21 protein-coding genes and 1 tRNA gene are annotated in these 19,184 nt (G+C 56.9%); 14 read left to right on the top strand and 8 right to left on the bottom strand.

Annotation, left to right across the window (positions count from 1 at the left end; all coding sequences use genetic code 11):
- Nucleotides 1-240: 240 nt before the first annotated feature.
- The 4 genes from AC07OT_RS02670 to AC07OT_RS02685 are packed head-to-tail and all read right to left on the bottom strand — an operon-like array spanning nucleotide 241 to nucleotide 3,537.
- Nucleotides 241-600, bottom strand: coding sequence for a PA0613 family protein (locus tag AC07OT_RS02670; RefSeq protein WP_495107373.1), 360 nt, complete (start codon nucleotides 598-600; stop codon nucleotides 241-243).
- Nucleotides 593-2,809, bottom strand: a complete 2,217-nt coding sequence (locus tag AC07OT_RS02675; RefSeq protein WP_495107374.1) for a VapE domain-containing protein — start codon at nucleotides 2,807-2,809, stop codon at nucleotides 593-595. The genes AC07OT_RS02670 and AC07OT_RS02675 overlap by 8 nt, the downstream gene beginning before the upstream one ends.
- Nucleotides 2,799-3,026: a TraR/DksA family transcriptional regulator gene (locus AC07OT_RS02680; protein WP_495107375.1), complete on the bottom strand. Its 228-nt coding sequence runs from the start codon at nucleotides 3,024-3,026 to the stop codon at nucleotides 2,799-2,801. The genes AC07OT_RS02675 and AC07OT_RS02680 overlap by 11 nt, the downstream gene beginning before the upstream one ends.
- Nucleotides 3,019-3,537 carry a phage regulatory CII family protein gene (locus tag AC07OT_RS02685; protein WP_495107376.1) on the bottom strand — a complete coding sequence of 173 codons (519 nt, stop codon included), beginning with the start codon at nucleotides 3,535-3,537 and terminating at the stop codon, nucleotides 3,019-3,021. The genes AC07OT_RS02680 and AC07OT_RS02685 overlap by 8 nt, the downstream gene beginning before the upstream one ends.
- Nucleotides 3,538-4,192: 655 nt before the next feature.
- On the opposite strand from AC07OT_RS02685, the gene AC07OT_RS02690 reads away from it, so the two are divergent.
- From AC07OT_RS02690 to AC07OT_RS02730, 9 genes are all read left to right on the top strand, one after another.
- The gene (locus AC07OT_RS02690; RefSeq protein ID WP_495107377.1) at nucleotides 4,193-4,840 is read left to right on the top strand and encodes a LexA family protein; all 648 of its coding nucleotides are present in this window, start codon (nucleotides 4,193-4,195) and stop codon (nucleotides 4,838-4,840) included.
- Between the two features lie 25 nt (nucleotides 4,841-4,865).
- The gene (locus tag AC07OT_RS02695; protein WP_495107378.1) at nucleotides 4,866-5,894 is read left to right on the top strand and encodes a hypothetical protein; all 1,029 of its coding nucleotides are present in this window, start codon (nucleotides 4,866-4,868) and stop codon (nucleotides 5,892-5,894) included.
- Between the two features lie 70 nt (nucleotides 5,895-5,964).
- Entirely contained in the window at nucleotides 5,965-6,141 is a 177-nt protein-coding gene (locus AC07OT_RS02700) for a hypothetical protein (RefSeq protein ID WP_495107379.1), read from the top strand.
- The gene (locus tag AC07OT_RS02705) at nucleotides 6,138-6,728 is read left to right on the top strand and encodes a hypothetical protein (RefSeq protein ID WP_495107380.1); all 591 of its coding nucleotides are present in this window, start codon (nucleotides 6,138-6,140) and stop codon (nucleotides 6,726-6,728) included. The genes AC07OT_RS02700 and AC07OT_RS02705 overlap by 4 nt, the downstream gene beginning before the upstream one ends.
- A gap of 9 nt (nucleotides 6,729-6,737) precedes the next feature.
- Nucleotides 6,738-7,022 carry a phage antirepressor KilAC domain-containing protein gene (locus tag AC07OT_RS02710; protein ID WP_003207591.1) on the top strand — a complete coding sequence of 95 codons (285 nt, stop codon included), beginning with the start codon at nucleotides 6,738-6,740 and terminating at the stop codon, nucleotides 7,020-7,022.
- Nucleotides 7,023-7,047: 25 nt separating this feature from the next.
- A complete protein-coding gene (locus tag AC07OT_RS02715) occupies nucleotides 7,048-7,227 on the top strand; it encodes a hypothetical protein (protein ID WP_495107381.1) in 180 nt (59 codons plus the stop codon).
- The gene (locus AC07OT_RS02720) at nucleotides 7,178-7,495 is read left to right on the top strand and encodes a pyocin activator PrtN family protein (RefSeq protein ID WP_495107382.1); all 318 of its coding nucleotides are present in this window, start codon (nucleotides 7,178-7,180) and stop codon (nucleotides 7,493-7,495) included. Before AC07OT_RS02715 ends, AC07OT_RS02720 begins: the two co-directional genes overlap by 50 nt.
- 58 nt (nucleotides 7,496-7,553) lie before the next feature.
- Complete coding sequence (locus AC07OT_RS02725; protein ID WP_495107383.1) at nucleotides 7,554-7,952, top strand: FliH/SctL family protein; 399 nt, start codon at nucleotides 7,554-7,556, stop codon at nucleotides 7,950-7,952.
- Complete coding sequence (locus AC07OT_RS02730; RefSeq protein ID WP_495107384.1) at nucleotides 7,949-8,491, top strand: phosphohydrolase; 543 nt, start codon at nucleotides 7,949-7,951, stop codon at nucleotides 8,489-8,491. The genes AC07OT_RS02725 and AC07OT_RS02730 overlap by 4 nt, the downstream gene beginning before the upstream one ends.
- Before the next feature lie 251 nt (nucleotides 8,492-8,742).
- Here AC07OT_RS02730 and AC07OT_RS02735 read toward each other — a convergent pair whose 3' ends face one another.
- A complete protein-coding gene (locus AC07OT_RS02735; RefSeq protein WP_495107385.1) occupies nucleotides 8,743-9,315 on the bottom strand; it encodes a hypothetical protein in 573 nt (190 codons plus the stop codon).
- A gap of 71 nt (nucleotides 9,316-9,386) precedes the next feature.
- Between AC07OT_RS02735 and AC07OT_RS02740 the strand changes: the two genes are divergently transcribed.
- From AC07OT_RS02740 to AC07OT_RS02750, 3 genes are read left to right on the top strand one after another with little or no spacing between them, the layout of a single operon-like run.
- Nucleotides 9,387-10,406, top strand: a complete 1,020-nt coding sequence (locus AC07OT_RS02740; protein ID WP_495107386.1) for a phosphoadenosine phosphosulfate reductase domain-containing protein — start codon at nucleotides 9,387-9,389, stop codon at nucleotides 10,404-10,406.
- Nucleotides 10,406-10,642: a DUF4224 domain-containing protein gene (locus AC07OT_RS02745; protein WP_338508982.1), complete on the top strand. Its 237-nt coding sequence runs from the start codon at nucleotides 10,406-10,408 to the stop codon at nucleotides 10,640-10,642. Before AC07OT_RS02740 ends, AC07OT_RS02745 begins: the two co-directional genes overlap by 1 nt.
- A gap of 3 nt (nucleotides 10,643-10,645) precedes the next feature.
- Nucleotides 10,646-11,710 carry a phage integrase gene (locus tag AC07OT_RS02750; protein WP_495107387.1) on the top strand — a complete coding sequence of 355 codons (1,065 nt, stop codon included), beginning with the start codon at nucleotides 10,646-10,648 and terminating at the stop codon, nucleotides 11,708-11,710.
- Nucleotides 11,711-11,866: 156 nt separating this feature from the next.
- Here the strand turns inward: AC07OT_RS02750 and AC07OT_RS02755 are convergent.
- Both AC07OT_RS02755 and pvdQ read right to left on the bottom strand, forming a co-directional pair.
- A tRNA-Cys gene (locus AC07OT_RS02755) sits at nucleotides 11,867-11,940 on the bottom strand.
- A gap of 212 nt (nucleotides 11,941-12,152) precedes the next feature.
- Nucleotides 12,153-14,441, bottom strand: a complete 2,289-nt coding sequence (gene pvdQ, locus AC07OT_RS02760) for a bifunctional acylase PvdQ (RefSeq protein ID WP_495107388.1) — start codon at nucleotides 14,439-14,441, stop codon at nucleotides 12,153-12,155.
- Between the two features lie 236 nt (nucleotides 14,442-14,677).
- Between pvdQ and AC07OT_RS02765 the strand changes: the two genes are divergently transcribed.
- Nucleotides 14,678-15,058, top strand: coding sequence for a fe2+ zn2+ uptake regulation protein (locus AC07OT_RS02765; protein WP_495107389.1), 381 nt, complete (start codon nucleotides 14,678-14,680; stop codon nucleotides 15,056-15,058).
- Nucleotides 15,059-15,066: 8 nt separating this feature from the next.
- On the opposite strand, the gene AC07OT_RS02770 is transcribed toward AC07OT_RS02765, so the two are convergent.
- Complete coding sequence (locus AC07OT_RS02770; protein ID WP_027606724.1) at nucleotides 15,067-15,255, bottom strand: hypothetical protein; 189 nt, start codon at nucleotides 15,253-15,255, stop codon at nucleotides 15,067-15,069.
- 344 nt (nucleotides 15,256-15,599) lie between these two features.
- Here AC07OT_RS02770 and AC07OT_RS02775 point away from each other — a divergent pair, with 344 nt between their 5' ends.
- Nucleotides 15,600-19,145 (top strand): membrane-targeted effector domain-containing toxin, encoded by a 3,546-nt coding sequence (locus tag AC07OT_RS02775; RefSeq protein WP_495107390.1) that lies wholly within the window; start codon nucleotides 15,600-15,602, stop codon nucleotides 19,143-19,145.
- Nucleotides 19,146-19,184 lie beyond the last annotated feature (39 nt).

The following is a 19,184-nucleotide window of genomic DNA, read 5'->3' on the forward strand; positions in this document are numbered from 1 at the left end:
GCTCTGCCCAACTGTCCTACCTTTATTCCTTTTCTCTTGTGTATAGAGAGAAAGCTAAAAGCACGCGTGCGCGCATGGGCGCGATTACGTGCCCGCTATGCTCATGTGTGCGTGGGGCGGGTGAAGGTTGGACGGTAGGACAGGCCAACAACGGCGCGGCCTGTGCCTGTCCAACTGCGCTGTATGGCAGTCGGACAAAGCGGGACAGGAGGACAGGAGTACGCGGAGTGACGCCGAGGGTCATGCAGCCTTCCCCATCAGCACGTAGTAGATATGCAGGTGGGCTTCGTGCAGACGCTGGTAGTAGGTGTCCCGACCACAGCCGCAATGGGCGTACTTCAAGCGCATGTTGGTGTCATGGTTGCAGTAGTGCTCACGGAGGACAGTCGCCAGTGGCTGGTCCAGGTGCTTATTCACGATCAGCTCTATATCAAGCGAACCCTCTAGCGGCGCACGGAACGCACGCTGACCGCGAATCAACTGACCATTGTTTTCCATCATCATGGCAACCATGTTGCCGCCAGCAAGCCCGCCCTTGGTGAAGTCGCTGTGCAGTTCTTCTGCCCACATACGGAGCCGCGCATCGATCTCTTTAATCAAAGCAAGGCTCCTCTTTAACCGACTGCTGCAACGCAGACGCACGCCCCCAGCCCTGGGGTTTTTCATAGGCCCAGGGCCGCACACCGCTTTTCGGCAGGGCCGGCATGCGCCGCTTCCGCCAACCCAGCCGGTGCATGATTGCCCCGACCCGCATCTGCTCAGGCTTGCCCCAATGGCCGAAGTCGAGCTTGAGCGCCTGGGTGAGGATCTCGTTGCCGGTGGCGGTCTCGCCGATCTGCGACTCTTCCATCCAGGCCAGAATTGGCCCTTCCCATTCGTCCACCACAAAGCGCTCGTCCTGGGCCTCGGCGAACATCTTCGATTCGTCCTTGTTCACCCACCAGATATCGCCCGCCTCAAAGCAGAACAACGCTTCTGCCCAAAGCTGGTCGCGGATCTCGCGCAGTTGTTCCAGATCGACCTTGTTGCAGAACACCGGCCAATAGCGACGATTGCCCGTGGCGTCCTTGAGGTACTCCTCTTGGTTGGTAGTGCCCACGAAAACACACTGGCGTGGCACGTCATTCGTTCTGCGGCCGTAGCTCTCGCGGTAGGTGTCGGTGGACGCGGAGAAGAACTGTTTGGCCTTGGTACTTTCTGCCTTGTTGAAGCTGTCTAGCTCCCCCAGCTCGACGATCCACTTGCCGCGAATCGCCTGGAAGCTGTCCTTGTCACCAAGGGCAAAAGGCGTGTCCATAAACCACTCCCCACCCAGGACACCCATGGCCGTGGACTTACCCGCGCCCTGCCCGCCTTCGAGGATCATTACTGAGTCGGCCTTGCAGCCTGGGCGCATCACCCGAGCAACTGCGGAGATCAGCCAGCGCTTGCCGACCTTGGCCGAGTACTCGCTGGCATTGACGCCCAGCACGTCGGTCAGCCAGGTTTCGATTCGAGGCACACGGTCCCATTCCAACTTCTCCAGGTACTCGCGCACCGGGTGGAAGGCATGGTCGTGGGCTACCACGCTGACCGCCTCGATAACATGGGAAGCTTTTACGCGCAGGTTGTATTGCTGGGCGAGCCACTTCATCACGCGCATGTCGTCAATGTCGGCCCAGTCGCCGGCACCTCCACCGAAGGGCGCAGAACGCAGCTTGACGATCTTGGAGCTGAACACGCTGTAGCCGATGACACCGGCCCAGCGTTCGTCGTTGCCCAGGATCAGCTCGACGTTTTGCATGTGCGCGATCAGGGAGCCGTTTTCGGTGCGGGCGAGCTGGTCTTTCCAACCGCCAGCTGCAGGAGGCTTGACCACCGCCAACACCTGGCGGCGGACGGCCTCCAATCCCTCGGCGATGTGTAGGTCGTTGAAGTCGGTCCACTTGATTTCGCGCTCGCCGGAGAACACGGGGGCAACCACCTGGCCACCTACGATCAGCGCGGCGTTGGCGGCCTTCTCCTCGCCCGGGTTCCAGGGTTCGCCGTTGGGGCGCTTGGTCTTCCAGTCATCGTCGCGACAGATGATCAGCGGGCAGCCGGGAAAGCGCTCGCGCATGGCCTTGGAGACGGGTAGCAGGTTGCCCGCGTCGAAGGCGATGGCGACAGTAAGCGACGTCGCCATATGCAGGCTTGCGCCCGTGGCGTAGCCCTCGCACACCAGCACCGGTTCGCCTGGTTCGGGGTGAGGGCCGATCAGATGGAAGGCGCCCTCTTTCGACATGCCGTAGGGCCAGTAGGCTTTGTCCCGACCGGTGTCCTCTTGCTTCGCGGGGAAGATTACCTGCAGGCCGACGATCTGGTCGCGCACATTGCACATGGGCACTAAAAAAGCGCCGGTACGGGGCGCATAGCGAACCTTGAAGCCGACGATCTGCTTCCGATCCAGGTAGGCGCTCTTACCCTTTTCGGGCATACGCTGGAATAGGCCGGCTGCACGGCTGGCCGCTCGGCGTGAAGCGTTGGCCGCGATCTCGGCGGCCTTACGCTTGGCGTCCTCCTGGCGAGCGCGCATGACTTCGCGCTCTTCTGGGCTCATACGACCGGCCTTGACCTTAATCTTCTGGGTCTCGCCGGAGCGCCAGTCACCAAAACTGCCGAAGATCAATGTTTCGTTCTTCTCGGTATGGTGTTCGTGGATGACGTACCAGCCGTTCTTTTCTTTGCCCTTATCCTGGGTGGTTTTGCAGCGTGTAAGTTTGCCGAACACCAGGGGTTGCGCTGGCTCAAGACCGTAGTCCGCGAATTGGTTGATTACGTCATCGAGCATAATGAGAAGCCCTCAGATCATCAGCGGCCTTGCAGCCAACACAGAGCGTGCAGCCTGGCTGTGCCAAACGCCGTGCCTCAGGGATTGCCTCGTCGCAATCGTCGCAGAACATCAGGGAATGCTGTGGTTGGCTGGACATCAGCGCCATGCGTGCAGCCACGGCTTGATCAATCCTCTCCTGCATCAGGTCATTTGCAAAATCAGCGATATCAGCCACGTTCCACCCCGCGAGTCGTCTGGTTGACGTAGCGGGCGCGGTTGTACATGCCCAACAACCCCTGGATGCCGCGAAACACCAACTGGCGAATCTCGGCCAACTCGCTGTCATCGACCTTGCCGTCGCCAATATGCTTGGCCCAGGTTTCGGACAAATCCGCAACCTGCCGAAAGAACTGTGCGATCCCCGTGGTGAGGGTTTCAGGCATGTCGTTGGTATACGCCTCGGCCAGCTCCTGCCAGATCGTGTCACCGACAAGACCGTGCACAGCATCGAGAATGCGACGGTCCTTGGTCAGTTCGAGGATCTCGCCGAACTCTTGAATGTTGATGGCGTGTGACGGGTGGGTAGGTGACAACTTGTGCTGCAGCGTGGTGGCATTTCGACCGGTGGTGGCGGCGATTGCAGCGGCACCACCGGGATAGTCCCGTGCGGCGTGGTACAGAGCTAATTCGAGCGTCAGAACTTCCCTTTGCGCTCGATCAACACAGCTTAAAACTACTCGGCTCATGGCATTAATCCTACTAAGTTGCCAGTGCCCCGCGACATGCAGTAGTGATACATTTGCCGCGTGGCTTGAAAGGGCCCAAACGCCGGCCAGATCTTAGGGATCGAAACCGGCACCGTGCCGAGGCGAACAATCCGTGTTCACCTCTGGCGCAACAGCTGCCTAATCTGTGGTGGAAAAGGCAGCAACCTAAGACATCCGTGTCTTGGCAGCGCGATGAAGGGAGGTGGAATGCATGTGGTGTGCCCTCCTACCTTCGTCGTGACCCGACAGCACTGTGGTGGTGTGTGCCGGGAGGAACTGGGCGGCCCTTGGGTCGCCTTTTTTCTATGTAGCCTTGTTCGTGGCGGGCGTTTCTATAATGCCGAAATGCTCCAAAACCTCAGCAAGCGAAACGAGACCTTCACTTTCACGGGCCAGAGACTTAATCAGTGAAACGCTGGGGTCTTTGCTAGCGTATTTGACATGAATCCGAAGGTAACTAACGGCAATGGTGCAACGATCTGCATATGCCTTAAGCCCCTGCGAATCCAGACGGTTAATGTATAGACGAAGCTTCATGGTGTACCTCCGAGCGCAGAAGTTAACCCATGAGGTTGTTTTTATCAACACCCAAAAGGACATTCACCTTGCAGGTTAATTAGAACAGAATCACTTCATGAAAATTTCCGATACAAGATTGCAAAATTTCCGCAGGGTGCTGTCAGAAAAGCAGCTCCGGCTCACTGATATTGCCGAGCGTTTGGGCAAAGCACCTGCCCAGGTCAGTGCGTTCGGTGGGAAAAATCCTACGAAAGGGATTGGTGATCTTATTGCTCGCCAAATCGAGAAAGCTCTCGATTTGCATCAAGGCTATCTAGATATGCCGTATGCCATAGGCGAATTCAACAACGCTACCGTACTGAGTCATACAGGTAGGAAGCTCCCAGTCATGGGTTCAATTGCAGCGGGCATGTGGTGTGAAACGAACGGGAGTTTTGACCCGGTTGATGCCGAAGAATGGATTGATGCCCCCGGCCCAGTTGGTCCAAGGGCTTTCATTCTGCGCGTAGAAGGCATCAGCATGGAGCCTAAATTTGTAGAAGGAGATAAAATTGTAATTGATCCTTCGCTTGAGGCATTACCAGGCCATTTTGTCGCCGCAAAAAGAACGAGAGATCAGGCCGCCACTTTGAAACAGTTGAAGCAAGAAGGTACCGAGCAGTACCTCTTCGCAATCAATCCGGATTGGCCTGATAGGATTATTAAAATGACAGAAGATTGGACCATTTGCGGTAGGGCACGCTGGAAAATATCCGAACTTTAGAACAATCTACGCTCAAGGATGAACAATGACGGTAGAACAATCGCATACGGGGAAGATTGGGCATATAAAAAACCCCCTCACCGTAATATCGCGCTTCGCAGCAATTGCAGAACTTAGCGGAACGGCAGTACTCCCATTCCTCACACCCGAAAACCAATCAACTTACATATTATTTCTGATGGCATTCCCCATTTATCTTGTAGGGATATTTTTTCTAACTCTGAATTTCAATCACAAAACTCTATACGCACCTTCAGATTATGAAAACCAAGACGACTTCTTAAAACTTTTCGGGATTGTCACCCCCCAAGAACGTGATGAAAAGCTTAGCGCAGAAGCTAAGGAGACTGATTTATCAGTAGAGCCCTCACACAACAGCACATCGTCTTCGCCGGCGTCAAACGCTCCAACCGAAGCTGAGCCAGTCGAAGATGTGCCAGTCGAAAATGCTTCCCTTACAGAAGTTGATCATGTCGAACCGGCATCATCGAATTCGAATAGCGAAGAACAAGGATCGTCTCCCGAAGCTCGAAACTCTCAGGCTGGCACCATATTTGACTTAGAAGGCTTCACGAAGCGAAGTCATATTGAATCCATGGCCAAGCTAGAGTTTATAGAAAAGCGCTCCTTGGAAAAACTCAAGCTTGCTACGAGCATTGATTTCTCACCAAAAATAAAATTTCAGTTCCCAGGCTTCAGCAAACCAATACTATTTGACGCAATTGCACAACATGGCGATACGATACACATAGCCGAGGTAAAATACTTTGATCAAAAATTCTCACAGAGTAGATTTTTATCAACTATTACCAACGCTAGGATCGCTTCTCAAAATCTCAATGAAGTTTCGAAAGTAAAGGTACAGTTGCATCTCGTGGTTATTCTGAGCACATCAACACCCCTGGATATCCAACACAATATCGAGAACGCGCTTCGAAATGCAGCCAGAAACTTCGACGTTCCGTGCAAGGTGTACATCGCTACCCTAGACGATTTGGCCTCGCCACTCACACCGCTAGCTTGGATTACAAATCATAACACCCCAAAAGGTTAACTTTTCATTGACGAGTTAACCTTTAGGGTTATTATTGCCTCACTCTTCCACCACAGAGCGAGGCAACATCATGCACACCACAGCCACCCTGCACGTCCACCCGGCCGCCGCTAACCCCTTCCGCATCTTCGAAATTCGCCGCCTGGCGCAAGATTGCGGCTGCACCTTCATCGTGTCCAAACCCAAGGCGAAACAGCGCACCGCGCCCGCACCGTTCGATCCGAATGGCGGAGGGCACGCAGCATGAGCAAGTTCAAACTCGACAACCGTACCCTTGCCCTGCTGCATGCCCAGGTCAACCTGAGCGAGACCTTCAACCACACGTTGCGCACCACACCACGGCGCGATGTGCTGGCTTTCCGCCTGAAAGTTGAACGCAGCAAAGCGGACACACACTTCACCGTTGAGCTGGGCAGCGAACGCCACACGCTGAACCTGACCAACAGCAAAAAAATGCATCTCAAGCTGGCCGACTTCATCGAAGAAATTGCCAACGGCCCGGTCGATCCCACCGAACTGCCTGATTCACTGCCAGCTCTCCACGCAAACCGTCGCTATGGCGCGTTTGATGTTGAACACAAGCAGCAAGTGTTCGAGTTGGTGCGCACCGGCGGGTCGATCAGTCTCGACCTGGGCTTCGAGCTGCCCATCTACTTGGCGATTCACCGCAACAAAACGCGCTCTGGCATTACCGCCATCATGGGTATCGGCGTGAAGTCGCCGCGCACCAAGTGCTTCACGGTATACGGGACCGACGTCGAGCTGTACGGCATGGTCGTCGAATCCATCAACCACTTGGCCGCAGCAGCGACACCTGCCGCGCACGCAGCGTAGGGGGTCGTGATGGAACGTAGCCTGGAAAAAGCTGCCAAGTACTTCGGCATCACCCGCCCCAAGCTGATCGCGCTCATGCGTGAAAAGGGCTTGCTCAACGACCGCAACTTGCCGGCCTTCCCCGTCCGTGACCGTGAGTACCTGCGGATCAAGAACGGCAACTGGTACCACGAAACTGCAGGCATGCAGTACAGCCAATCGACCAAGGTCCGGCAAGCGGGCATGCCCTGGCTCGCCGAGCAACTGGGGCTCGAACTGCCAGCCATCCCGGCTGACAACCGTGACGTGGCCTAGGGAGTACGCCCGCCAGATCATCGCCATGAGTACACGTGAGGAGCGCAACGCCGCGCTCCTCGAAGTGCCGAAGCATCTGCGGGAGTTGACCAAGCGCCATTGCCTGAACGCCTGGAACCACCCTTCACGACTCAAACGCAAGGAGGCCGAGGCCCATGAGCAACACCAGCCAAACACCGTTACGGCTGCAAGCCGCGCCGGATAGCGCGACCGTCGAGATGCTGCATCAACTCTTCGGCGACGTGCTTATCCCTCTTGAAAAGCTGCGCGTGCACTACTTCAAGAACCTCAATGAAAAGACGTTCACAGAGGCGATCAACAGCGGCCGTATTCAGCTGCCGGTGACCACGCTGGACCACAGCGTCAAGGCATTGCGGTATGCCCACATTAAGCATGTCGCCGCCTTGATCGACATCCGCGCTTACCGAGCCGATGAAGACATGCCGCGTCCAGAAACAGAATCAACCGAGTAATACCAGTTAACCCTACGGCTGCCACCACCAGCCAACAAAACCATCAGGAGCACACCACATGACTTCAATTCAAATCTGCGCATTGATCAGCATCGTGATCGCGCTTGGGATCCTCTACTGGGTCGGCTACAAGGGCGGCTTAACGGATGGTCGAGCTGAGGGCTATGACCATGGCCACGCTCAGGGCTTTATGGAAGGGATGGACCAGGGCGAGTCAGTAGGCTCTACCGAAGTTGAGCAAGTCAGCGAACGATGCCGGCGCCTGCAACTTATCTTGGATCTGCAACCACAAGATCGACTTACCCTGTTGGCCATCGCCGAAAAGCTCAAGCTTGCAGCTGACACCTTCCGAGCAGTGAGATCCGAGAGCCAGGCAACGCAAGCACTTGCCCTACGTGACAAGGCACTGAGCATGGCTGCCCTAATGGATCCATTCACCTTGGAGGATGCAGCATGAACTTCATCCTCACCTTCACCGGCAAGCACTTCAATGTGTATGAGCCAGACGCCGACATGATCGACCCACGGGACATATCGCACTCGCTGGCCAACCTGTGTCGTTTCAACGGCCACACCCGCGAGTTTTGCAGCGTGGCACAACACAGCTGCATCGTCGCCGAGCTGGTGCCGGAAGAACACAAGTTGGCGGCCCTGCTCCACGATGCCACCGAGGCGTACCTGGGCGATATGACCCGGCCACTCAAACAGTGGATGCCCGACTACCGAGGATTTGAGGACGTCGTATGGGGGCGTGTCTGTGAGCGCTTCGACCTGGCCTTCGATCTACCCGCATGCATACACCAGGCCGACCTGATCGCGTTGGCCACCGAGCGCCGCGACCTCATGCCAACCGATCCGGCTATCTGGGATTGTTTGGTCGGCATTGAACCCAGGGTTGAAACAATTCACCCATGGCCTGCCGCAGAAGCACGCAACACCTACCACCAGCGCCTGATGGACCAACTCGCTATCGAACACCGGAGGAAAGCGGCATGAAGAACCACCAGGACAACATCAGCACCCTGCCCGCTTTGCTCCGCACTCCCGCGAGTGTCGACACGCTAGAAACAAGCAGCATCTGCTGCGCAGCAGCAGGCATTATTGCTCCTTCCAACAGCACTGCAGAGGCATTTATACCCCACGAAAAGCTGCGCGGGGCAGCGCTCGCTGATGCAGCGCTAAACGCTCAGGAATGCCCGCTCGCGCAGCTTGTTTGGGGGGGGAAGCCGCTTGAGACATGGGAAGACTCAGCGCAAAAAACGCTGTTTTATATATTCTGTCTGCTGAAAGTGCTCGTACAACAATTTGCCCTCATTCCGATACTGATCGTCAAAAGATATCCAGTCGTTGAGCTTTCCGGAGACCCTCTCCCCGTACGCTGCCGCCACCTTCAAAATGCCTATAACCTCGAAGTCGTGGGGACTAAGCTGCACCATGGGAAATGCATTAAGCCCGTCAATATGGGCCGACCATCTCAGGTGCCTTCCCTCCTCAAGGTAGCCGTTAATACTTTCTCGACCAAAGTCTTCATTGGCCTTGGCCACAACACTGTACAAACGCTCAAGCATATCCACCTGCCGGACTGTTGCCATCAAAAGCAGTTCTTTGATGCGACGTTGCTCTTGTTGTTGCTTCAGCGTTTCATGCCAGACAGGAAACGCACCTGCTGCGACGATGGCTATGATCGATCCGAAGGCCTGCACCCAGCTGGCAAAGTCACTACTCAATACCCCCCAATATTTGAGGCTTCCAACAATCAGCCAAAGACAGCTGCCCAGAATCAAAAAGCCCCAGATACCCCAGATGCTGTAAGTCATCATAAGTGGCGGAATTCTAGGTATCCGTATTTTCACTTGCACTACCATCCAGTAAAAAAAGAAGAACTAGCTGAATGCCCATCAAGCAGAGGGCGACCAGCATGACCTGTCACAATATCGTTAGCGTAAGCGGCGGGAAAGACAGCACTGCCACACTATTGCTCGCCATCGCATTGGACACTCCCAACCTCCAGGCTGTCTTCGCCGACACCGGCAATGAGCACGACCAAACCTACAGGTACCTCGACTATCTGGAGCAAGCTACGCACACGAAAATTACCCGCGTGCGGGCCGACTTCACCCAGCGCATAGCAGGTAAACGGCGATTCATTGAAACCAAGTGGCGAGCTCAAGGGGTTGCCGAACCGGTGGTACTGGCAGCGCTCGACGTCCTGCGGCCAACCGGTAACCCGTTTCTTGACCTATGTATTTGGAAAGGCAGGTTCCCCAGCCGCAAGGCCCAGTTCTGCACCATGGAACTGAAGCGCGACCCAATGCTGGAACAAGTCGTGATGCCCCTCATGGGTCAAGGCGAAATGATAATAAGCTGGCAGGGTGTGCGCGCCGATGAGTCTTTAAACAGGCGCTACCTGACCGAGTGCGATGAAGTTGGTGGCGGCCTGTTCAACTACCGACCGATCCTGAAGTGGGATATTCCAGCCGTTTTCGAAGCACACCGATATATGGGCATCAAGCCGAACCCGCTGTACTCCCAAGGCATGGGCCGTGTGGGCTGCATGCCCTGTATCAACTGTCGTAAGGATGAACTGCGCGAAATCGCGCTTCGATTCCCTGAGGTTATTGACCGCATCGATCGCTGGGAACGAATCGTTCAGCAGGCCAGCAAGCGCGGAGCCGCCACATTCTTCGCTGGCTCCAATGCTAAGCACCCGAAAGGCTCAATAACCGATATGACCGCCCTAGAGGTGATGGAAATCGCGAGCATCCGGCAGGCAGTCGAATGGTCCAGAACCGCCCGAGGCGGAATTCAATACGACCTACTGACAACAGGCGCAGATAAGACGGCCTGCGCCAGTGCTTATGGGCTCTGTGAATCAACCTGGGAGCCGGTGAAGTTCAGGGAGGTCGCATGATGGAACTCAGAGCCGAAACACTTACAGAAGAAGAATTGGCCACGATCACCGGCTACCTGATCCCATCAAAGCAAATCCAATGGTTAGCCAAAAACCACTGGGAGTTTGTTCTAACAGGCGCTCGCCGCCCAGTCGTAGGCAGGGTTTATGCCCGACTAAAACTCGCTGGTGTCAGACCGTCTGCGGTCAATGCCGTGACTGAAACCTGGTCGCTCGACCTAGCGAACGTGAGCTAACTGATGCGCCAGAAAAGCATACCCAATCGCGACCTTCCGCCTCGAATGATACGGCGCACCCGCAAGCGCAAAAGCGGCGCCATCTGGTCCTCGTACTACTACAACGGCAGGGACGCCGACGGAAATCGAAAAGAAATACCGCTGGGCAATGATCTAGACGCGGCGAAGGTCGAGTGGGCTCGACTGGAACGCCGCGAACCACCTAAGCCCAATCATTTATTGGGTGCGCTGTTCGATAGGTACGAAAAAAAGATCATCCCGACCAAATCCATACGGACACAGTCCGACAACCGCAAGGAACTGAAACAGCTGCGGAAGGCATTTGAAAACGCGCCTCTCGACTCAATCACCCCCCAAGTTGTTGCGCAGTATCGAGATGCCAGAACCGCTAAGGTTAGGGCCAACCGAGAGATCGCACTGCTGTCACACATGTTCACAATCGCACGCGAGTGGGGACTGACTAACAATGCCAACCCTTGCTTCGGCGTGCGCCGGAACAAGGAAAAACCGCGGGACTACTACGCCGGCGAAACCGTGTGGAATGCAGTGTATGCAGAAGCCGTGCAGGAACTAAAAGATGCCATGGACCTTGCCTACCTGACCGGCCAGCGCCCTGCCGATGTGCTGAAGGTAGCAACTACCGATCTGGCCAACGGCTTTGTAGGGGTTCGCCAGGGCAAGGGCGGCAAACTTCTGCGTATTCGCCTGGACGATGCCGGCGAACAATCAGCGCTTAGTCTATTCCTAGACAACCTGCTCGAGCGCAGATCGCTAAACGGGGTTAAGACCTCAACGCTTATTACGAACGCGTCCGGCCTTCGGATGAGCCAGCAGATGCTACGCAACCGCTGGGATGAAGCCCGGGAGAAAGCAGCCATCAAGGCCGGTGCCGACGGCGATCCCGCCCTGGCTGTACTAATTCGCCAGTTTCAGTTCAAAGACATCCGGCCCAAAGCCGCCAGCGAGATAGAACTTGCGCATGCAAGTCGGCTGCTCGGCCACTCCACTGAGGAGATGACAAAGAAGGTCTATCGGCGTGTCGGTGAGATCGTTAACCCCACGAAGTAACAGGCCAACCTCCCCTCACCCGGCGCTGTTCTCCCCCCCCTCATTGCGATCAAAAACGCGTAGGGTTGCGGAACACATCCCAATAGTTGCGGAACACTTCTCAAATCACAGGCAATAAAAAACCCCGTAGATCATTGATCTACGGGGTTTTAAGAGTGGAGGCCGAGGTCGGAATCGAACCGGCGTAGGCGGATTTGCAATCCGCTGCATAACCATTTTGCTACTCGGCCTCAAACGATCAATGCCCTTGCCGCTGACATTCACCGTATAAAAACTTGAGTGGGCCATAGAGCCCTGCCTCTACTCTAACTCATTGAATACATTGAAGTTTTTAATGCTTCGTTGCGTTCGATGGGCGCCATTATGTACTCATTTGCTTTTGCCTGCAACCCCTTGATTTCAAAAATATTTCGTATTGGCATCAAGGGGTTGCGCGTCTGCCCTACTCCTTGATGAGCTGCTGCTGGTACTGCGGGTCGGCCTTGATCTGGGCGTCGGTGAACGGCAGTGGGCGGAGTTTTTTCTCGGAGAACGCTTGGGTCTGGTCCTTTGAGTATTTCGATGCCGGGTTGCTGGACAGGGAGAATGCCAGCAGGCCTTGGGCGTGTGGCCCCTGGTCGTCGAAGGTGACGATCTGCAGGTAGCTGCTGCCGCTGACCACTTCGCGCTTGCCGTCGGCCCGGGGCACGGTTTGCATGGCGTTGTAGATCCCCAGCGCTTGCGGGCCGCCGTGGATCGGGGTTTGGCCGCTGACCTGGATATCGCCCCATTTGCTGTCGGCGTTGAGGCCGAGTTTGGCCACGGCTGCGGTGGAGGCCAGCATGGCTTCGCGCAGGGCCTTGGCCACGGGGGCACGCTCGATGGCCAGGCCCCGTGGGGTGGTCAGGGGTTGGGCCGGGTCGAACGCGACGCGCCAGGCATCGGGGAGTTGCTGCAGGTCTTCAACCAAATTGATGAAGTGCACCAGGCCCAGGCCGCTGTCGAGGTTGGCGCGTCGGTCCCAGTCGTTGAGGCTGGTGCACAGCGACTTCAGCGCAGCCGCGTCGGTGCCGAGGTGTTTGGCGCAGAACGCCAGCAGGTCGGGCATGACCTGCCCGGCCAGGTACACCTCGTTGTCCATGACCATGTTTTGCAGGTCGGCGACGCTGATCGGTTGCGTCTCCAGGGATTGCAGGCGTTGCAGGGCGAAGCGTGCGCGCGGGCCGAGGCCGATATGGTCCTGGCTGATCACCGGGGAGAAGCCGGTCAATGGTGCCTTGGGGTTGGCCAGCCACGCCGAATCGTTAGAGTGCTGCACGTAGTCGCTACGCTCCAGCTGCGGCAACTGGTCGGCGGGGAAGATGCCGGCCTGGGCGGCGCGCGGGTCGACGTCCCAGGCGCAGGCACTGCGGGCGCCGTCGAGCATGATCATCTGCAGGCCGGCACGTGGGTCGCTGCATTGCGCCAGTTTGGCCGCGCTGACGTTGGGCACCACCGACAGGTTCATGTACAGGCTCTGGCCCTGGTCATCGGCGGCCAGGGTATTGACCCACGGGATGCCTTGCAGGGTGTGCACCGAGGTTTGCAGGTCCTTGAGGCTCGTGGCACGGTTCATGGCGTACCACTGTTGCAGGACGCGGTCGTTGCCCAGGTTGGCATCGCGCAGGCTGAAGGCGTGGTGACTGTCCCAATCCAGCTTGCCGGGCCATTGCACCACGGGGCCGAACTGCGAGCTGTAGACCGAGTGGGTTACCGGCTTCACGCTGCCGTCAGCTTGCCGGGCCTGGACCGTCACCGAGGTTTTCTCCAGGGGGATGGATTTTCCATCCAGCATATAGCGCGTGGAGTCCTTGGGATCCAACGTCAGGCGATACAGGGTGAAGTGCTTGGACGTATCCACCGTGTGCGTCCACGCCAGATGCTGGTTGAAGCCGATATTGATCACCGGCAGGCCGGGCAGCGCGGCGCCCATCACATCCAGCTGGCCGGGAATGGTCAGGTGCATTTCATAAAAGCGCATGCCGCCCACCCACGGGAAATGCGGGTTGGCCAGCAACATGCCACGGCCATTGAACGAACGGTCGCCGCCCACCGCCACGGCATTGCTGCCGCGATCCAGGCTGAAGCGCTGTTGATTGGCGGCGGCCAATTCGAATGCCTTGGCGCTGGGTTGCACACTCGCCGTTGCCTGGGGCGGCGCGGCGCCGACCAGGGCTTCTGCGAATTGGCCGACACCGCCTTCCACCAACAGCCGGCGGGTCAACTTCACCAGGTCGTCGACCACCAGCGGCCGTACCCAGGCCGCCTGGCACTGGGCGGGTGCGCCCTGCTCTTTCAGGTAACGGTTGTAGCCGGCCACGTAGCCTTGCATGCGCTGTTGGATCTGCGGGCTTTGCGCCTTCCAGAAAGCCGCCACCGCGCCCGGTGTATTCAGCCAAGTGAAAAACACATCGCTGGCCAGGTTGTTGCGCTCTTCCAAGGTCGACTGCTCGGGGCCGAAGTACCGGGCCCGCTCGCCGTTCACGGTGACGACTTCATTGGCCAGCAGGCACAGGTTGTCCTGGGCATAGGCATAACCGATCCCGAAACCCAGGCCACGCTCGTCATTGGCGCGAATATGCGGCACGCCGAAACTGGTGCGGCGGATATCCGCCGACGCCTGCGTCATCGACTCCCGTGCCGTTGCAGCCAGGCTCACCCCCAGCAACAGCCCCGTCACGCACACCCTGGCCAACCCGTTGGAAATAATCACACAGACTCCGCAGTCAAATTGAACACCCTCACAGGGGTAACCACCCCACCGTAAGAACGCAAAAAACCGGGAGAAATTTAACCCTGGAGCGGGTTTATTCGAGGCGTTGCAGATGTGACAAAGCCGATACCGACAAATTTTCTACATCACACCCTTCATGATTTCGCACGCTCGTTCGTCTTATTGACTAAGAGCGCCATCATTTTCCTGATCAGGCTCTGATAAGGAGTTTTTGCATGTACAACCCGCAAGTGCCCACGGACGGACATTCACCCGCAGCCGACAGCCAATTTGGCAACGGCGCCCAAGCGTTCGGCAAAACCACCGAACAGCAAGGCAACCAGCGTATTCGCCACCTGCTCAAGTGTTTCGGCCTGCGCACCAGCCTGATCCGGCTGAAGGTCATCGACGCCCTGCTCACCGCCGCCGACAACCAGCGCACCCTGGGGGTACGCGGCGTGCACAGCCACTTGCTGGAGCTGGGGATACCGTTGTCGTTCCTGAGTGTGCGCGAAGTGCTCAAGCGCCTGTGCAGCGAAGGCGTGATCACCCTCAACGCGGATAAAAGCTACAGCCTCCATGAAGAGGCTGCCAAGGTACTCGACGCTCGAAGCTGAGGCTGACCTTAAAGCTTGACCTTACGGCGCATGATGCCGTTGATCACCACCACGACGACCGCGACGGCGATGGCGATGGTCTGGAACGTCTTCTCACTGATAAACCCGATGTTCTGCAGGTAGGACAGGCCAAACATCGTCGCCAATACCGCCAGGGCGATCAGGATCGAGTATTTCAAGCGTTGCTTTTGGGTCATGACGGGTTCCTGAACCGGAAGAATGTAATCACTGTGTATCGCCGAACACACCAGGCACATACCCGGCGACGGGATGCACAGGGTCGACGGGATCTTATGTTACAGGTGATGAAAAGCTTTCGCTCGTCCGGTGTCCCCCTCACCCCGAGGGCGGCGGGCTTCACCTTTGAATGGACGAGGGCATCGTAACCTTTCACCCAAGCATCTACATGCAGCCTTACACACTGCATGCCTTCGAGGAGGAACCCCGGCGGGTGTTTTCCGCACCCAAAGGGGCGCCTGGGGAACAGGGAACCTCCTACTGACAGGCGCCTTTGTTGATACGTCAAAAAAGGTACCCACCGATGCAAAGTATCCTCCCCGTATCCATTCAACAGCCTCAGCATTTTCTACCTGCAACCCCAGGTGACAGCCAAAACCAGCCATCGTCCGGCTCCCAACACGCCACGCCTGCACAGACACCCCGCCACAGTGCCGCCAATACAGAATTGGCGCGGGTGATAGCATACAAACAGAACCTGCGGACCCTGGGCCAAGCACTCACCGAAATCGCCACGCGCCTGGGCACGAGCGCAACGCCCCAGGCTATCCTGGGCGCGCTGAAAACCACGACCATCGATATTCATCCCGAGTCCTTCTCATCCGACGCCCATACAACCGTCACGCTTGAGGCTTACATCAGATCGTCCGGCCTGAGCATACCCTCCCGCCACGATTCCCTGACCGTCCTGGCGGAATCGGTGCTCAGCAGAGCCCAGGAACACCCTCTGGGCGACTTTGGCGGCGCTCTGTCTTGGCCGTTACCCCTGAGTGCCGATGGACAACGCTCACTGGTGGACGCCGCCAGGCGCTTTGTGACCCAACACCCAAACCCTTCACAGATAGGTAGCCAGAGTGTGCTGGAATACCTGAACAGCAACCAGCCACTATCCAGCGAGGCCGCGCGGGACCCGGTCAAGGCGCTGGAAACGCTCCTTGCCACGCCGCGTGCGCAGGCGTTGGGCCAAGCCTTGCAGACCGAGTTGAACGGTATTGCCACACACTCCAGCGTCAACGACTACACCTTGGCCGCCATAAATCTGTTGCTGGACCCGCCATCCATGCCCCCGTCTCACACAAAAATGGTGGCAGGCTTCGATCTGGCCCAGCAAAGCCACTGGGGCGAACCCGCTTCAGCGTTGTTCGGCCACTTCAGCACGCATCTGCATAGCACCCACCGCACCACACCCGAAATGGCCAAGGTCGGCGCTTACCTGTTACTGGCCAGGAAGGCACCGGAGTTGCTGATCAAAGACCTCCCCGCCAATTTGACCTATGGCAGCCCGGCCTGGGTAAGCCTCTCCATCGCGGCAGCGACGATAGAAGCGCAGACACCAGGCAAAGTACCCAACATGACCTTTGCCCAAGTCATGCTGAAAGCCAAGGATGCCGGCCAGGAAGATATGGCCGTGACCCAGCAGGCACAGGCCGCCGCGTTGCGGACCTGGGGCGTCGTCAACGGCGTGCTCTCTGAAGATGAAGCCGCTCGGTACAACACCAGCGACATCGAAAAGGTCAGGAGCGCCTTCAACCTGCAGGCCGATGCGCGGATAGAGGCCAGCGACCAGATCGAAGCCACACTCCCCAGCCGCAAGGAAATTGCCCTGGCCAAGCTAAAGGAAAGGTTTGGCGAGAACTTGCCGTTTGAAGAGAAAATCCTGACTGTCAAAGACACCATACAGCCCTTCGCCCAACCGCTCTATGACCCCAATAGGGCGCCCGCCGGGCGACACTCGTTACTGGATATCGCGATGAGCGGGCTGCACCGGTATGAATGGGAAACACAACATCCCAAGATCAAAACGGCCATACAAGGCATGTCCCTCAAATTTGACGTAAACACCGTATTCAATAAGGACCTCAAGCAGGCCATAAAAGATCGCAAAGAGGGCATCGCCACGGCCGTCAAGCAAATGATCAGCCAACTCCCGATTAACGATCGGCAGAAGCTGGAATATGGGAAGCTCGAGTTCTATCAGAACCATACCTACACCCTGGGCATGGGCTTTAGCGGCCGAACCCTGGCAGAAAAAAATCACACGTTATTGATCAAGTCCACGGGGGTAAAGGGCCAAACAGTTTATGAGATGGATTTAAATCAAGGCACTGTCAAATCCGTTTCCGACACCGTATTGACCCGAGAGCGCGAGCGTGACGCCAACCGGGTCTATCCCATAGAGGCGTTCACCCCCAAAGACGTGCCTAAAACAGTGTTTGAACAAAACAAGCCAGCCCAAGACCCATTGCCCGTTCCCAACAGTTTCTCCAGCACTCGAACGCAGGCCATCGCCGACGCGTTTATCCAACACTTGGACATCGAAAACGAAGATGTGATCAAACAGGCCAAGGGCGCAACCACCTACGACCGGCAAATGGAAGCCCAGTCGAAACTTGTCAATTTTTTCCTTGACCTGATTCCATTGAAATCGGCGATCCAGAACTTTGTGAATGGCAACTACCTGGAAGGCGCAGTCGACCTGGGCATGGATATTTTCGGTTTCGTCACCGCCGGTGCGGGCGCGGCGGCGAAAGTGGCCAAAGTCGGATCCAAGGCCATCAGCGCGACGACCAAGGCCCTCAAGGTCACCAAAATACTCGGCACTGCCGTCATTGGCGAACTCAATCCTTTAAGTGGGGTGGGCGATCTGGTACAGGGTGGCGCCAGGCTGATCGGCAAGGGCGTGGACAAGATCAAGGCCGCTGGTGACGCCTCCGATTTGACCAGGGCCGTCAGCCGCGAGCATGGGCCCCTCACACGCGGCACATTCAAGGTCGCGGACCAGACCTATGAGGCAGACACGATCCTGTCCAATGGGCAGCGGTATGCCTACGATCCGGTCAAGAAGAAGCCTTACGGCGTACCGCTGGAAGAGTTCAAGCCTGCGGACGGTCTTGGGCCCCAGTCTCCCGACGTGAGCAAACTGCCACATCGACCGGGATTCGCAAGGGAACACCGATATGACCCCATCGGCCGGCACCACCACCCCAATGATGGCATTACAAAGACAGACCACTTGCCTGAGGGGGAGTATGTCAGCAGCATTAAAGGTGCAAGCAGTGATGCCCATTTCACTCCCAGCAGAAAAGCAGCTACCCGGGAGAAATTCAATCAGGAAATGAACGATTTCTATCGCCGCATGGCATCTGGCGAGCGTCCTGACCGCCCCCTCATTCCTGAGATCAACGGCGAGGTCAGACCTTCGGAGTTGCTCGACACGGCGCTAGACGCTGCCGATGGTTTGGTCTTCGGTGAGAAACACAGCGAAATGGCGAGCTTCCAGGTACTTTACGACAACCTGGACACCTTCAAGAAAAAAGACGTGAAGAAGCTCTATATGGAGGCCACGTTTTATGACGCACAAATGAAACTTGTCGATGACGGCATCGGTTTCCTCGGGGACGGTATCACCCAACGCTTTCCGTCATTCAAACAATTGGTCAAGAAGTTCACCGACAATGGCATAGAGATTGTGCCGCTGGATCACCCCTACCTGACACGGCACAAAGATGAGCGTGAGGTGTTTAAAAAGATCAATAGGGAAGAACAGCATGTGCCAAGGCTCAATGAATTCAACTACTACGCCGCACAGACCATCCGACAAAACTCCGCAGGGGAAAAATGGATTGCCCTTATGGGAAATGCTCACATGAACACCAGTCAGGGTGTCCCAGGTGTGGCAGAGCTGACAGGCGGGATTGGTGTTGGGGTACTCAAAAGGAACAATCCAGGCCCCAGCGTCGGCATGAGGAACACCGAACACGCTCCAAACCCGGCATTGCTGATAGGACCCAATGATTGGCCGGGCGACCTGCAGATTTTCAAACAAGTCAAAAGTCCACCCCAGCGCTGATCCAATTTATAGGCCCGATATGAAGAGCAATGAGGCCCG

The organism is Pseudomonas sp. GW821-FHT09C10 (assembly GCF_059418085.1).